Raw genomic sequence first — 15,386 nt, 5'->3', positions numbered from 1 at the left:
AACTTATTTCTACGAACCAGGAACGATGCCATGAGCAAGTCAGAAAATCTCTACAGTGCAGCCCGAGAGCTAATTCCGGGTGGCGTGAACTCACCCGTGCGCGCCTTTACCGGCGTGGGCGGCACGCCGCTGTTTATTGAACGCGCTGACGGCGCATATCTGTATGATGTCGATGGCAAAGCCTACGTTGATTATGTCGGTTCCTGGGGGCCGATGGTGCTGGGGCATAACCATCCTGCCATTCGTAACGCGGTGATTGAAGCCGCCCAGCGCGGCCTGAGCTTCGGTGCGCCAACCGAGATGGAAGTGAAGATGGCGGAGCTGGTGACTGAACTGGTGCCGACCATGGACATGGTGCGTATGGTGAACTCCGGTACTGAAGCGACCATGAGCGCGATCCGCCTGGCGCGCGGTTTTACCGGCCGCGATAAAATCATTAAATTCGAAGGCTGCTACCACGGCCACGCGGACTGTCTGCTGGTAAAAGCCGGTTCCGGCGCGCTGACCCTCGGACAGCCAAACTCCCCGGGCGTACCGGCAGATTTCGCGAAGCATACCCTGACCTGCACCTACAACGATCTGAGCACCGTTCGCGCGGCGTTCGAGCAGTATCCGCAGGAGATCGCCTGCATCATCGTTGAGCCGGTTGCGGGCAACATGAACTGCATCCCACCGCAGCCTGACTTCCTGCCGGGCCTGCGCGCCCTGTGCGATGAGTTCGGCGCGCTGCTGATCATCGATGAAGTCATGACTGGCTTCCGCGTGGCGCTGGCGGGTGCCCAGTCTTATTATGACGTCGAGCCGGACCTGACCTGCCTCGGTAAAATCATCGGTGGCGGCATGCCGGTCGGCGCGTTTGGTGGCCGTAAGGACGTGATGGAAGCCCTGGCGCCTACCGGCCCGGTTTACCAGGCGGGCACGCTCTCCGGTAACCCTATCGCGATGGCGGCGGGTTTTGCCTGCCTGACCGAAGTGGCGCAGCCGGGCATCCACGAAACCCTGACCGACCGTACCACCCAGCTGGCAAACGGTCTGCTGGAAGCCGCAGAAGAGGCTGGCATTCCGCTGGTGGTCAACCACGTGGGCGGCATGTTCGGGATCTTCTTCACCGATGCGAAAACCGTGACCTGCTATCAGGACGTGGTGAAGTGCGACGTTGAACGCTTCAAGCGCTTCTTCCACCTGATGCTGGAAGAAGGCGTGTACCTCGCGCCGTCAGCGTTCGAAGCGGGCTTTATGTCCGTGGCGCACAGCGAAGAGGATATCAACAACACCATCGACGCGGCGCGTAAGGTGTTTGCGAAGCTCTAAGGGAATTGCCGGGTGGCGCTAACGCTTACCCGGCCTACGATGTTCTAAAGATTGCCGTTTGCTTTTATTACCGGCTCTGCTTTCTCAACAGATAAATAAAATACGGCGCGCCGATAAAGGTTGACAGCAGTCCCGCCGGGATCTGATACGGGAAAAGCACCATTCTTCCGCACCAGTCTGCCAGCACCAGCATTACCCCACCCGTCAGGGCCGACATCACGATATGCGGCATCGTCCGGCGGAATCCCATCATTCTGGCAATGTGCGGTGCCATTAATCCGACAAAACTCAGCGGGCCAATGGTCATGGTTGCCGTCGCCGTCAGGCACGCAGCGAGCAGCAGCAGCGCGACACGGGCTGGCGTCAGCGCCATCCCCACCGCGCGCGCGGTTTCCCCGCCGAGCGGCAGAATGGTCATCCAGCGGCGGCACAGCGGCACCATCGCCAGCAGTACGAGCATCACGCTCCCGGACCAGAGCACCTGGCTGCCGGTGGCGTTGTACGTTGAGCCGGAAATCCAGGTCAGGATCTTCGCCATACGCGGATCGCCGCTTGCCTGCAGCATCATCAGCAGCATGGTAAAGGCGGTGCTGAGCGCCATCCCTGCCAGCAGCATGCGGTGCGGTGAAAACCCGCCGCGACCGGCGGCTATCAGGATAATCATCAGCGTGGCTGCCGCACCGATACTTCCGGCAGGCATCAGCCAGCCAAACGCGTTACCCGGTACGAAGAACAGCATCAGCACCACGCCAAAGGCGGCGCCGGAGCTGATCCCGAGCACTTCAGGGCTCGCCATCGGGTTGCCGGTCAGACGCTGAATAATGCACCCCGCCACCGCCAGCATCACCCCTGCGATCAGCGCAGCGAAGATGCGCGGCCAGCGCCACTGCAGCAGTTCATTGAGCAAATCACCCGTGGCCCAGTGCCAGCCGGTTGCATCGCGCCCGAACGCGAGCGCCGCAAAGGAGGCCAGCAACAGCACGGCCAGGCCCGCAAGGCTAAACCACAGCACAGACTGGCGCTCAGCGTAAACGTTATCGCCCGCATCCATCGCGGGCGCGCTGATGCTGCGCAGACGCGGCAGCAGCCACAGCAGCAGCGGCGCACCGATTAGCGCCGTCACCGAGCCCGTAGAGACTTCCATCCAGACGCGGGCCAGCCAGAGAATAATTTGATCGGAAAGCCAGAGGATCAGCGCCCCGATCAGCGGAGCCAGCAGCAGACGCGCCAGAAGGCGACGCGCCCCGAGCATTTTCGCCAGCAGCGGGGCAAACAGCCCGATAAAGCCGATAATCCCCACCGCATTCACCAGCAGCGCGCTGAGCACAATCGCCAGCGCCAGCGCCGCCAGACGCGCCAGTGATAACGCCAGGCCCAGGTTGCGCGCCACGCCATCATCCAGCCCCATCAGCGTTAACGGACGCAGCAGCAGCATCGTCAGCAGCGCGCCGCCAGCCAGCTGCGGCCACAGGCGCTCAACAACGCTCCAGTCAGTCTGGGTAAGGGTGCCGGTACTCCACAGGAACATGCTTTGCAGCTGGTCGTGATGGAACAGCACCAGCAGCTGATTGATCGCCCCGCAATAGAGGCTGACCACCAGCCCGGCCAGGATTAGCGTAACCGGCGAAAGACGTTTTCCCCAGGCTACGCCAAAGACCAGTGCCCCCACGACGCACGCCCCCGCGAGGGCCGCAAACTGCGAGGTTAACGCGCCGGGCAATGCCCACAGCGTCGTGACGGTGATGCCAAGCTGCGCCCCGGTCGCGACGCCGAGCGTGGTCGGCTCCGCCAGCGGGTTACGTAAAACCTGCTGGAACAGCACGCCCACCAGCCCTAAACCGGCCCCGACCAAAAGGGAGATCGCCAGACGCGGCAGCAGGCTGTAGTGGAACAGCATCTGCTGAATATTGTCGATATCCGGCGAGGCCAGCGCGACGCCCCACTGCGCGCGCGGTAACGCCGTCGAGAGATTGAACCCGGTGAGTACCAGCGCGGCCAGCAAAAGCGCGGACAGCAGCAGCAGCGGGAAACGGGCAATACGCTGACTCATGCTTTGCCTCCCAGCGCGTTATCCAGCACGCGGGCAAAATGCATGGCCGACAGCGTCGCGCCGTAAAACCACACTGCGGGCGCGCGCTGGAAGCGCCCCTCGCGCACGAACGGCATCGCCTGCCAGAGCGGCGTCGCCATCAGGGTCTGCATGTCGCGTTCGTTGCCGTGGTCGAAGCACAGCACGTCCACATCGCGAAACGCCGCCAGACGATCGATACCCACGGCGTTACTGCCCCAGAAGGTCATCTCCCCTTCCCAGGCGTTGCGAATGCCGAAGCTGTCGAGCACCTCCTGGAACAGGCAGTTTTTACCGAAGACCAGCACATGGCGGGCATCCAGCAGCGTTACCATCAGCAGCGGGCGATCGCCCCGGTGCGCAAAGCGCGGCTTAAGCGAGTCAATCAAAGCGTCAAATTCGTCGAGATGCTTTTTGGCCTCCGCTTCCCGGTTGAGGAAATGCGCCATCTCGTTTATGGATTTTTTCGCCACGGTCAGCGGTTTTTTACCGTCGCTAAAGGAAAAACCGCGCCCCGGCGCAATGCGCGCCAGGATCTCTTCTGACGGACCGTAGCCCGCTGACCAGAACAGGAACGAGGGTTTCATCTGGGTAAGCAGCTCAAGGTTTGGCTCCGTACGCAGGCCGATGTCGATCACCGAGTCCGGCAGCGTCGGCTCGTTCACCCAGAGGTTATAGTTGGGAATATCCGCCACGCCGTAGGGCGTCACGCCGAGCGCCATCATCAGCTCGACCGGCAGCCACTCCAGGGCCACGATGCGGTGTGGATCGACGTCAGCACGCGCCGTATTCATTTTTAACAGCAGCGGTGAGAGGGCCATCGCCGTCAGCAGGCGACGGCGGCTAATGCGCATGTTGTCCAGCATCAGTAGACGAAGCTCACCGGTGCAGCCCCGGCAGGGTGAGGCAGAATACCCATCGGAATACCGTAAATATGTTCCAGCGTATCGCTGCGCATCAGCTCTGACGGCGTGCCCTGGGCAATCATCTCACCCCCGCGCAGCGCCACAAGATAATCGCAGTAGCGCGCCGCCATGTTGATATCGTGCAGGACCGCAATGACCGTCAGGCCGCGCTGCTGGCTTAAGCGATGCACCAGCGCCAGCACGTCGACCTGATGGGCAATATCCAGCGCAGAGGTCGGTTCGTCCAGCAGCAGGCAGCGGCTGTCCTGCGCCACCAGCATCGCAATCCACGCCCGCTGACGCTCGCCACCAGACAGGCTATCCACCAGACGGTGCGCCAGCGGCTTTAGCCCCACCAGCGCAATCGCCTCTTCCACTTTCTCCCGGTCGGCCACGCCAAAGCGTCCCAGCGCCCCGTGCCACGGATAGCGCCCAATCGCTACCAGCTCGCGCACCGTCATCCCCTCCGCCTGCGGCAGCTGCTGCGGCAGATAGGCCACTTTGCGCGCAAAGGCTTTGCTGCTCCAGCTCTCCAGCGGCTGGTCATCCAGCAGGATATCCCCTTCAGACGGCGGCTGATGGCGCCCCAGCATCTTGAGCAGCGTGGATTTACCGGAGCCGTTGTGGCCAATCAGGCCCGTCACTTTACCGGCTGGGAACGTCAGAGAGAGCGGATGCAGCAGCGTGCGTCCGGGTACGCGAAAGGAGAGATGGTTGAGCGTGAAGGTGGTGTCGGATTGCGTTTGATTATCCTGCATATCAGCCAACTTAAATAAAAAGGGCACGGCGAACCGTGCCCAAAGAGCGGTTAGAAGCGGAAGGTCGCGGTGGCAACAACCTGACGTTCAGCACCCCAGAAGCAGCCGTAGGTGTTGAAGCAGCTGGCAACGTACTCGCGATCGAACAGGTTGTTCACGTGCAGCGCCACGTTCGAGCCTGCCATGCCCACGCGCGCCAGATCGTATCTGACCAGCGCATCGACAACGGTGTAGCTGCCTACCGTGAAGGTGTTCGCCGGATCGCCTTTGCTGGATCCGGTGTAGCGAACGCCGGTACCCAGCGTCAGGCCAGACAGTGGGCCATCAAACATCGTGTAATCACCCCACACGGATGCCATGTGTTTAGGCACCTGAGCAGGCGTGTTGCCTTTGTAGTTCGTATCGGTGGTGTATTCCGCATCGGTATAGGTGTAGGAACCGACAACGTTCACGCTCGCCGACAGGGCCGCTTTGGCTTCCACTTCTACGCCACGGGCGCGGATTTCACCGCCTTCAACGGAGAAGAAGGATCCCGCAGGGTCCGCCATCAGGTTGTTGGTTTTGGTTAGCTGGTATACCGCACCGGTGACGACAATTGGACGGTCGTTCGGCACGTATTTCACGCCCGCTTCATACTGCTTACCTTTAGACGGTGCAAAGACGTTGCCGTTCGCTCCGGTCTGAGAAGCAGGTTCAAACGACTCGCTGTAGCTAAAGTAAGGGGTGACACCGTTATCAAACAGGTAGTTAACGCCACCACGCCAGGTGAACTGCGTGTCATTACGCTCGGAAGTAGTATTCAACACGCGGTTATACGATTCCTGATTGGCCCAGTCATAACGACCGCCCAGCGTCACCAGGACTTTATCCCACTCAATTTGATCCTGAGCGTAAATGCCGGTCTGCTTTTGCTTGTTCAGCACCTGATAGGCGCCTGACGGTCCAGGATGAGAACCGAAATCGAAGTCGCCACGATCGAGGTGATAAATATCAGATGGCGCAACGGAGCCGGCATAGCCAAACCACGAGTCGATGTCATTACGCATGCGCATGAAATCAACGCCCGTCAGCAGAGTGTGATCGACGGAACCCGTCGCGAACTTGCTCTGCAGCTGCGTATCAACAGTGAAGTTTTCCAGCTTCTCGTTATCGATCACATACTGGCGAGTCAGCGTGTGTCCCCACTGCGACTGAGGAACGCTCGCGCAAGGGCTGGAGGCCGGATTACTCGAGTAAAGCGGATCTGAACACATGCCGTAGCCGTAGACGCTGTTTTGCGAGGTTTTATTCTGCGCATAGCGCAGGTTCTGACGCACGGTAAAGGTGTCGTTGAACTCGTGGTCGAAGCTGTATCCCACCATTTTCTGGTTACGGGAATAGGTATTGTTCTTCGCGCCTTCGTTGAAGTTCGTCGGCAGACGATCGCCGTTTGGCAGCGGATCGACGGTTCCCTCTTTTGGCAACCAGCCGTAGTAGCCCGTCTCAGGCTCGTTCTGGAAGTAAGAGAGGAACGTGAAGATGGTCTTGTCATCCGGACGCCAGGAGAACGCAGGCGCGATGGCGTAACGCTGTTCGCCTTTCCCTTCCTGCTGCGAGTTGTTCGAACGCGCAACGCCCGTCAGGCGGTATGAGTAGACGCCATCGTCGTCGATGGCATCGCTGAAGTCAAAGCCGGTCTGGAACAGGCTGTCGGTACCCATTTTGAACTGTACTTCTTTCAGCGGCTCGGTGGTTGGGCGCTTGCTTACCATATTCAGCAAACCGCCAGGGCTGCTTTTGCCGTACAGAACGGAAACCGGACCGCGCATGATCTCGGCGCGCTCCAGCATATAAGGGTCAATCACCGCGTCGTTGTAGAAGTTGCCCTGCATCTTCATACCGTCGAGGTAGTTGTTCTGGCTCTGGCCATCGGCCGCAAAGCCGCGAATAACCAGGTAGTCATAGGTATTTGACGCACCGCGCGTCCCCACCGCTACGCCCGGCGTATAGCTCAGGGCTTCTTTCACCGAGCGGGGCTGGTGCAGCGCCATCTCTTCGGCCGTGACCACTGAAATAGACTGCGGCACCTTCTGGATTGGGGTGTCCGTTTTCGTGCCGGTGGCAGACTGTCTTGCCGCGATAGTCGCCGCTGGCCCCCAGGCACTTTCCTGTGCCGCAGGCGCTGCGGTTACCGTAATGGTTTCTTCTTTTTTCGGGGCGTCGGCGGCCTGCGCGTAAGCAGACATGCCGGCAACCGCTGTGGCAACGACAACCGCGACTTTTCGCAGCGACGCGTTAATTGGCTGAGCTGTATTGGAAAGCGCCATGTTTATCTCTGATGGAAAAGTGAATGATAACGTAAACGAGAATTATTATTATGAGCGCAAGAATAATAGGCGAAACGCCGGTTGCATAGCAAGCAATAAGCGGCCCTGCCAGAATTAAGGGATTAAGAATTAACCAGATGAAAACAGGGGGTTAATGATGTTAGCGAAAGGATCGCCAAAACCCGCCGGAGCGGGCCGGAAGCATCAGCGATAAAACAGCTCGAACGTGGCGACAGCCTCAACTTTTCCCGGTTTGATCGGCCCCATTTTGATATAGCGAGCCTTCAGGGGGATCTCTACCGGCGCCTTGTCCTGCGTGGTGGTTAACGCGGTATAGGTCTGGTCGAACTGCAGCACATTGTTATTTTTGTCGAGAAGTTGAATGCCTAGTCCCTGGGCGGCGGCATCGCCGGAGGCAATGTCCAGAATATTGTCGTTAATGAGCCCCGTTGAGCGCGAGCTGACAAACTGATAATCCACCTTCGTCCCCGCCCTGCAGTCGTTTATTGCAATTTTAAAGCTGCTGTCAGTCAGTATGTCGGAGTAGTTTCCAACAAAATCCTGCGCGTTGACCGTTTTGAGGGGAACATAAATGTTACGGTCAGCCAGGTTACAGGTGTTGGTGGCGATATGAACGCTGGTGGGCGAAAAACGCATCTCGCCAATTACGGCTCCTCCTAGCGTATCCTGCGCGGTCAGGCGCGAGGTATCCACATCCCCTTCCTGAACCGGACCGATGACCACCAGTTGGGCGGCGGCCCGAAAGATGACCGTATTATCAGAGTAGCCATGGATGGAGCCGTAATATTGCCAGGGGCGCACAAGATCATCCACCGTGTAGACGGGGACCCGCTCGGTCGAGGCCGCCGCGCGGATGCCAATACCCGGCAGGTTGGTTCTATAGACCCCCGGCATAACATCCTCGCGCGCGTCAGCGTCCGTCAGGGTTAAATAGCCGCGACGGATCCTCTCGTCTGCGCCGCCGCAGTGCACCGTAATGACATCGCTTTCGACGGCATGGTCGTAAATGATGGTGCCGACAGGCGTATCGGGGTCGAGAATAATGGTCTGAGGAATTTGAAAGGTAACGATACCGCCCTCCCCGCCGCTGAAGGAACAGTCGGCAAAAGCCGGGTGTATCAACGAGGCGGCTGCCAGCAGGACGACCGAGATAAAGCTTCTAACCAGCGTAGTCACGCGCATTTACTCCTGCTTCAGCGGCAATTGGCCGCGATGTTAATGATTCCGTCGGGATTGCCATCCGGCAAATCGATGGCGCCATGGCACTGTTCGTTCTGCGCCTCTCCCCACTGCGCGCTGAACGAGGTGTGTCCTTTGAGTCCGGAGAGGTAGACTTCGCCCTCATCACCGACAATCGCGGTGGTGTTATCAAGCGCCACGATGGCGCCAAACGGCACCGGTTTACCCTGACGGCGCAGGGCGACCAGCGCGCGACGCCCAACGCGGGCCTCGAAGGTCGCCAGTATCGCCGCCCCTTTTGTCGGCACGAGGTCCAGCGTTGCCGCGTCAATATCAATATCGCTGCGATCCTGCGTGTTGACCGTAAGGATATTGTGTCGGTATGCCGTCAGCGACGGCACAATTGCATTGCCAAAGGCATCGGTATAAATGCCCCGCCCGTTCTGAACGTTGACGTTCTCGCCGTCGTCGATGTGGACAATCGCGAAGGCGTCCCGCACGGGCTGCCCCAGCGTAATGCCCTGACCGTGGGCCACGATGGAACCCTGCGCGCTGTAGTTCCACTGTCGGTTATCCCCGCCGTAGCTGTACCCCATGCCAACCTCGCCGGACGAGCCGCGGTAGCGTCCTGATACGCTCGCGCCATAGCCTGTATCTTTGTTGGCGTAGGTCTGCTGCAGGTTATAGCTCAGCTTGTTATCCTCAAGCGCGGTTCCGCCGATCCCCACCTGGTGCGAGGCAAATCCGCCGCCTGCAGTGTTCACGCTGTAGCTGGCCCACGCGTTAGAAAGCCAGCGCGATAGCGGGATGTTGACGTTCAGCGCCAGCTGCCGATCGGTATCGGCATCGGGCGTGCGGGTCAGGTTGTAGCTTATCGACCAGGTAATATCCCGCCAGCTGGAGCTCAGCCCGGCGCTGACGCTGCGCTCGTGACCGTCCATATCCCAGTAATCCTGCTGATAGCCGTTAAGATACGCCGAGCCCCAGTCAGAGAGACGCTGGGAAAGGTTTACCTGCATGCGGCTTCGGCGGTTGTTGGTCCTGCGGTAGGTATAAATGCCGTCATCGATCGCGCTGTTGCGCTGATCGATGGCTTCCTGGAAGGTATAAAACCCGGAGGTGGAATAGCGGTAGCTCGCAAGCGTAACGGTAGTATCCGTATCGGAAATATCTTTTGAATATTGTGCACGCCATGAAAGCCCATTTGCGTCGTCACGCCCGTCATCAAAGGCGGTTCGGGCGGAAGTGAGGTCTACCGAGGCAGACCCCAGACGGCCCAAATCCGCGCCAACCCCCAGCAGCAGCGCATGATACAGCGACGCCCCCTGCACTCCGGTGTAGGCCGTCACCCCGTACGGCAGGCCATAAATGGCCGTGCCCTGCACGAAGGCTGGTTCCTCCTCCCCTTCATTAGCGCGATAGCGTCCGGCCGCCAGCGAATACTTAAACCCGCCCTCGCGCTGGAGCACCGGCACCGACGCGCTCGCCTGTATGAAGCTGTGCTCTGTGCCATCCGCCTCTTCAACGGTCACCTCCAGATCCGAGCCGGAGGAAACCTGGCTTAGGTCACGGATCTCAAACGGCCCCGGCGAGACGTTGGTTTGATAAACCATGTAGCCGTTTTGCTTAATGGTGACTTTTGCATCGCTGTTGGCAATCCCGCGCACGACGGGCGCAAACCCCTGCTGGCTGACCGGCAGCATCGCCGTATCCGTCTCCAGCGTCATGCCGGTCATCTGCACGCTGTCGAACAGCTCGCCGTTGGTGTAAGTCTGGCCCAGCTCAAGCTGGCTTTGCAGCGTTTTGATATCGCGCTGCAGGGTGGTGGCGATGGCGTCCCAGCCCGAGGCATCACTCCAGGTACTGTTGTTGCGCAGCCGCCACGCGCCGAAATTAAGACCCGACGTCAGGCCAAGCCAGGTGGATGAGCTTTGGCCCATGCTGTAGTGCTGCTGAGAGCCGCTGAGCTGATAGCTTGTCCAGGCCACCGGGGCGCCGTCATCCCAGAATTTCGGGTTAATCGCGCCCGCAGCCGCGCGGCTACGATAGACCTGCGGGATGACCAGCGTCAGAGTCTGGTTATCCTGACTGTAATCGTAGCGAGCATGTTCAATAAAATGGTAGATATCCCGAATGCAGGCCGCGTCGTCCAGATCTTTGAGATCCGGAACGGCGTCGACGTTCACGCCGTATTCACGCAGGTCTGCTTTGGTCAGCTCCGGCAGAAGCCGCTGCTTATCGTCAGAAAGTACATAGTTGACGACGCGTTTATCCACGACGTCCCGATCCCACACGATGGTGGTGAGATAGCTTCCTGCCAGCAAGCCGTTATCGTTAATGAAGTTTTTGAGCGTTGCGGTATTTTCCAGCGGGGTATCCAGCTCAAGGATCCGCAGGTTGAATTCGTCATCGGCCCACGCAGGCGGGATCGCGGCGAACAGCGCGAGCACGATCCCGGACAATACCTGCTTATGGTGAAAGGACGATGACATAGCATTCCAACACGATCTCGTTAAAGGGCCTGCTTGCGCTGAGGGGTTTGCGCCCCGAAATCATTGATGGCCGTCCAGGTCACCGCACCCGCCGCCCCTTTTGGCAACGCAAAATGCTGCTCGCTAAACGGCGCGACCATCATCGAGATGGCCCCCGGCGTCGCTTCCGTCTCTTCCACCGGTACGCTTTTCCCGCCCACGGCCAGCTCGCCAAAGGAGATGTAAAACGGTGTCGGGTTTTTGGCGATAAGCGTGTCGCCCTGACGACGGAACGTTAATTTTTCATCCGCCACCAGCGCATCGGACTCGTTTAGCTGAGACGGACGCCAGAAAAGCTTAAGCCGCGTTTTCATCGCGAACTGCAGGGTATTTTTCTCTTTCAGCTCAGGGGAGAGCGCGGAGACCGATTTCACGTTCGCCAGGAACAGCGATTCGCGGTCTGACGGCAGGCTTTTTTTATCGCCGGTAAAAATAATGTGTAACAGCGTTTGCCGGTTTTCCTGCAGCTTATATACGGGCGGCGTAATGACAAAGGGCGCTTTTGCATTATTAACGTAGCTGACCCAGCTTTGCACCAGATAACGGGTATGCGGATCTTTATTTTTAAGGGCTATTTGTACTTCAGATTTATTTGAAGGATAAATAATACGCGTCCCACCCAGCACTACGCTGGCTTGGGCTGACAGGCAAGATATAACTAAACAACCACATAATAATTTAAATAGCGTCTTCATACACCGTTCCAAAGGGCAGCCGTTAAGGCTGCCAGTCATTATTTAGCGATACATAACCTCGAAAGTTGCCGAAGAGGAGTAACGGCCGGCGGTTGGTGCCGTATTGCCAATCTGAATCACCTTCGCGATGTAGTTAAAGACGGAGGCGGTGGCTCCTGTCGCATCGTTTGCCACATCGGTGCCCGCAGCGGGTTCGGAGCCGTCAAACACCACATCGCCTTTCGAGCCGTTTTCATTGCTGACGATGATGCCAACGTTGCTGGCATTGCCTGCGCCGCTGAGATCGTTCTTGAGCCGTTTTTTCGCGGCGTCCGTCGTTGTACCGCTGAACTTGAGGTTTATCTTGGAAACCAGCGGGTCGCATTTTTTCACTTCGATCTTAAACGCTTTGGTGGTGCCTACCGCGCCGTCAGAGCCAAAGTCCGAAGGATACGTATCGGCGAACGTCACGGTTGACGATGTCGTACCCGAGCCGTCGACATCAATTTCACAGGTGTTCGCCACCACTCTTCCGGCAAAATTCACCGTGCCGGAGTCACCCGCGGCAAATGCAGGCAAAGAGAGCGCAGCCATAATGCTTCCAGCCAGAAATGAAGAAATAACAGACTTATTCATAATGATATCCTTATATATACCGATGCAGTCATCCATTCCCGCGCCTGTGCAGTGCGTCAGAATGTTATTTAATCTTTTATATCACTCACGCCGGGCAATTTAGCCAGCAACGTTTAAGGAAAAACAGGGGTTCCTTAAGAACATTACATCAGATAATTCTTGCAACTGTCCAGACCGTATAAAAATCAACGCCACGCGCTCGTGCACAAGAGTATGTTTTAAATAAAAAATAATGAGCCTTAGTAATTCTTAATTGTGGATTTATTTTTATTAAAAAATTACAAATTGTGAATAATAAAAAAGGCCGCTTTATAATAAAGCGGCCTTTTATTCAGCGAACTAATTAGTTTCCGCCAAACATATCCTTAATCCAGCCGGCGACGCCATCGCTGTCTTTCTTCTCATTCTGCTGCGGCTGTTGCTGCTGCGGCTGCTGAGGCTGAGAAGATTGATCGAACGGGTTGCCCGTGGGCTGTTCAGGCTGGCTTTGCTGACACAGCGAGTCCGGATTGGCCGTCCAGACCGGTAGGGTACGCATCCCACCGCCGCAGACGAAGTTACCGGAACTGTCCACGCCCATATCAACGATATCTTCCGGCGCAACCAGGTTCAGCGGCACCGGGGACTGATTGGCCAGATAGCGCTGGTAAATCGACATCGCCCCGCTCGCACCGTAAAGCTTGGTCGGCTGGTTGTTATCGCGGCCTACCCAGGTGATCACCACTTCGCGGCCATCGATACCGGCAAACCAGGTATCAACGTTGTTGTTGGTGGTCCCGGTTTTCCCCGCCAGGTGCAGACCGGGATACTTCGCCCCCAGCTGACGCCCGGTACCGCGCTGCACAACCTGCTGCATTGTCCACAGCGTCATATAAGCGGCCTGAGCCGGAACGGCACGTTCCGCCTGCGGGAAGCTCTGATACAGCACGGAGCCATCTTCGGCAATCACCGAACGCAGGGCCGACAGCGGCGCACGGTTACCGCCGCTGGCAATGGTCTGGAATGCCTGGGCGACTTCAATTGGCGTCAGGTTAAGAGCGCCAAGGATCATTGCCGGAACCGGGTGGAGCTGATCTTTCGACACGCCCAGTTTTTGCCAGGTGTCGACAATAGCAGGCAGGCCCAGCGACATGCCCAGGTTCACCGTTGGCACGTTCATGGAACGGGTCAACGCATCCACCAGCATGACCTGGCCGCTGAACTGTTTATCATCGTTCTGCGGGGACCAGACCTGGCCGTTAGGCTGACGCAGGGAGATCGGCGCATCCGCGATCCAGGTATTCAGACGATACTGGTTTGGCTGACTCAGGGCCGTCAGGTAGGTCGCCGGTTTTGCCAGAGAACCAATCGAACGACGGGCCTGCATGGCGCGGTTGTAGCCTGCAAACTGCGGCTCGGCGCCGCCCACCATCGCGCGCACTTCGCCGGTGTTACGGTCAACCACCACCATCGCGGTTTCCAGATCGGAGAGCTTGCGCTGCTTCTTCAGCGCCGGAATGCCTTCCACCGCCGCTTTTTCAGCCGCGTCCTGGGCTACCGAATCAAAGGTCGTGAAGATCTTCACGCCGGAGAGATCTTTGACCTTATCACCCAGCTTGGTTTGTAGCTCCTGACGTACCAGCTGCATAAACGCAGGCTGAGGAGAAATAACGCCACCGCGCGGCTGAACGCCAAGCGGACGCGCGCTCAGCATGTCGTACAGCTCCTGGTCAATCACCTGCTGTTGTTGCAGCAGACGCAGCACCAGGTTACGACGCTCCAGCGCCAGCTTCGGATTACGCCACGGGTTATAGATGGACGCCCCTTTCACCATGCCCACCAGCAGCGCCTGCTGGTCCAGGCTCAGCTCTTCGACCGGACGACCAAAGTAGTACAGGCTCGCCAGCGGGAAGCCGCGGATCTCGTTATCGCCGCTCTGACCGAGGTACACCTCGTTCATGTACAGCTCCAGAATACGATCCTTGCTGTAGCGCGCATCCATCAGCACGGCCATATAGGCTTCGTTCGCTTTACGCCAGTAAGAGCGTTCGCTGGAGAGGAACAGGTTCTTCACCAGCTGCTGGGTCAGCGTACTCGCCCCCTGCACGGTGCGACCCGCCGTCAGGTTCGCCAGTACCGCACGGCCGATAGAGTAAAGGCTGATGCCGTCGTGCTCGTAGAAGTGACGGTCCTCGGTTGCCAGCAGGGTATCCACCAGCAGATCCGGGAAGCCGTTACGCGCCACGAACAGACGCTGCTCTCCGTTTGCTGACGAGAGCATGGTGATCAGACGCGGATCGAGACGGAAGAAACCGAACTGACGGTTGTTATCCATGTTCTCGATGGTATCAAGGCGATCGCCGTCAAAGGTCAGACGCGCGCGTACCTGGCCTTCTTTGCTGTCCGGGAAATCAAACGGACGGCGGATCATCTCGATGCTTTTGGCCTGCACGGTAAATTCGCCAGGGCGCGTCATTTTTGACACCTGACGATACTGGGTGGCCTCCAGCAGTTTCACCATCTCGTTTTTGGTGATGGACATATCTGGCTCAAGGTTCACCATACGGCCATACACGGCCGCAGGTAGCTGCCAGACTTTACCGTCGATACGGCTGCGGATCTTCTGATCCAGATACACGCCGTAAATCGCCATCAGCACAACAAAAACAATAAACAGCTTCAGCAGCAGCCAGAACCAGCCGCGTTTGCCCCGAGGCTTGCGCCCTTTGCCCTTTCCTTTCCGCGGCATCGGTTCTTCATCCTCATCGTCTTCATAGTCATCGTCATAGTCCTCATCTCTGAGGCGGCGACGGCTTACTTTTTCTTTTGCCGGACGCGAGGGTTTTCCCTTACGTCCAATTGGCTCGCGGTCATTCCCCGCCATGCTTTTTCTCCGCAACTTTCAGGCGCAAAGGCCAGATTCTCTTTTCTTTCACAGGCCTGTGAAAGAAGAAATCTCTCAAAATAAACAGCAAGACTTTCCTGACAGGAAAGTCTTTAGTGTTTTCTCCCTCTCCC

General features: G+C 58.1%; 10 protein-coding genes. 1 reads left to right on the top strand and 9 read right to left on the bottom strand.

The window, feature by feature from the left end:
• The first annotated feature begins 30 nt into the window (after window positions 1–30).
• Window positions 31–1,311, top strand: coding sequence for a glutamate-1-semialdehyde 2,1-aminomutase (gene hemL / locus ACMWKK_RS19775; protein WP_032644123.1), 1,281 nt, complete (start codon window positions 31–33; stop codon window positions 1,309–1,311).
• Window positions 1,312–1,378: 67 nt separating this feature from the next.
• Here hemL and fhuB read toward each other — a convergent pair whose 3' ends face one another.
• The 9 genes from fhuB to mrcB all read right to left on the bottom strand — a co-directional run bounded on the left by fhuB (window position 1,379) and on the right by mrcB (window position 15,252).
• Window positions 1,379–3,361: a Fe(3+)-hydroxamate ABC transporter permease FhuB gene (gene fhuB / locus ACMWKK_RS19770; protein ID WP_112781054.1), complete on the bottom strand. Its 1,983-nt coding sequence runs from the start codon at window positions 3,359–3,361 to the stop codon at window positions 1,379–1,381.
• A complete protein-coding gene (gene fhuD, locus ACMWKK_RS19765) occupies window positions 3,358–4,245 on the bottom strand; it encodes a Fe(3+)-hydroxamate ABC transporter substrate-binding protein FhuD (protein WP_112781053.1) in 888 nt (295 codons plus the stop codon). Before fhuD ends, fhuB begins: the two co-directional genes overlap by 4 nt.
• Window positions 4,245–5,042 (bottom strand): Fe3+-hydroxamate ABC transporter ATP-binding protein FhuC, encoded by a 798-nt coding sequence (gene fhuC, locus ACMWKK_RS19760; protein ID WP_032644120.1) that lies wholly within the window; start codon window positions 5,040–5,042, stop codon window positions 4,245–4,247. The genes fhuD and fhuC overlap by 1 nt, the downstream gene beginning before the upstream one ends.
• 50 nt (window positions 5,043–5,092) lie before the next feature.
• Entirely contained in the window at window positions 5,093–7,348 is a 2,256-nt protein-coding gene (gene fhuA / locus ACMWKK_RS19755) for a ferrichrome porin FhuA (RefSeq protein WP_112781052.1), read from the bottom strand.
• 204 nt (window positions 7,349–7,552) lie between these two features.
• Window positions 7,553–8,551, bottom strand: a complete 999-nt coding sequence (locus tag ACMWKK_RS19750) for a fimbrial protein (RefSeq protein WP_161656344.1) — start codon at window positions 8,549–8,551, stop codon at window positions 7,553–7,555.
• A gap of 11 nt (window positions 8,552–8,562) precedes the next feature.
• Window positions 8,563–11,040: a fimbria/pilus outer membrane usher protein gene (locus tag ACMWKK_RS19745; RefSeq protein ID WP_112781050.1), complete on the bottom strand. Its 2,478-nt coding sequence runs from the start codon at window positions 11,038–11,040 to the stop codon at window positions 8,563–8,565.
• A gap of 20 nt (window positions 11,041–11,060) precedes the next feature.
• A complete protein-coding gene (locus tag ACMWKK_RS19740; protein WP_072049975.1) occupies window positions 11,061–11,774 on the bottom strand; it encodes a molecular chaperone in 714 nt (237 codons plus the stop codon).
• 42 nt (window positions 11,775–11,816) lie between these two features.
• Window positions 11,817–12,389: a fimbrial protein gene (locus ACMWKK_RS19735; protein WP_112781067.1), complete on the bottom strand. Its 573-nt coding sequence runs from the start codon at window positions 12,387–12,389 to the stop codon at window positions 11,817–11,819.
• A gap of 343 nt (window positions 12,390–12,732) precedes the next feature.
• On the bottom strand, window positions 12,733–15,252 hold the full coding sequence (mrcB, locus tag ACMWKK_RS19730) for a bifunctional glycosyl transferase/transpeptidase (RefSeq protein WP_045327787.1): 2,520 nt from the start codon (window positions 15,250–15,252) through the stop codon (window positions 12,733–12,735).
• Between the last annotated feature and the right edge of the window lie 134 nt (window positions 15,253–15,386).

This window comes from Enterobacter sp. 01-M-03-SI-ECC (genome assembly GCF_047530215.1).
Classification (GTDB): Bacteria; Pseudomonadota; Gammaproteobacteria; order Enterobacterales; family Enterobacteriaceae; genus Enterobacter; species Enterobacter chengduensis.
The sequence above is the reverse complement of the archived record's forward strand: the minus strand, read 5'-3'. Positions and strand labels throughout refer to the sequence as shown.

Coding starts and splice junctions, on each gene's coding strand:
- fhuA (WP_112781052.1), bottom strand. CDS start 7,348: ATGGCGCTTTCCAATACAGCTCAGCCAATTAACGCGTCGCTGCGAAAA.
- fhuD (WP_112781053.1), bottom strand. CDS start 4,245: ATGCTGGACAACATGCGCATTAGCCGCCGTCGCCTGCTGACGGCGATG.
- fhuC (WP_032644120.1), bottom strand. CDS start 5,042: ATGCAGGATAATCAAACGCAATCCGACACCACCTTCACGCTCAACCAT.
- ACMWKK_RS19745 (WP_112781050.1), bottom strand. CDS start 11,040: ATGTCATCGTCCTTTCACCATAAGCAGGTATTGTCCGGGATCGTGCTC.
- ACMWKK_RS19740 (WP_072049975.1), bottom strand. CDS start 11,774: ATGAAGACGCTATTTAAATTATTATGTGGTTGTTTAGTTATATCTTGC.
- mrcB (WP_045327787.1), bottom strand. CDS start 15,252: ATGGCGGGGAATGACCGCGAGCCAATTGGACGTAAGGGAAAACCCTCG.
- ACMWKK_RS19750 (WP_161656344.1), bottom strand. CDS start 8,551: ATGCGCGTGACTACGCTGGTTAGAAGCTTTATCTCGGTCGTCCTGCTG.
- fhuB (WP_112781054.1), bottom strand. CDS start 3,361: ATGAGTCAGCGTATTGCCCGTTTCCCGCTGCTGCTGCTGTCCGCGCTT.
- ACMWKK_RS19735 (WP_112781067.1), bottom strand. CDS start 12,389: ATGAATAAGTCTGTTATTTCTTCATTTCTGGCTGGAAGCATTATGGCT.
- hemL (WP_032644123.1), top strand. CDS start 31: ATGAGCAAGTCAGAAAATCTCTACAGTGCAGCCCGAGAGCTAATTCCG.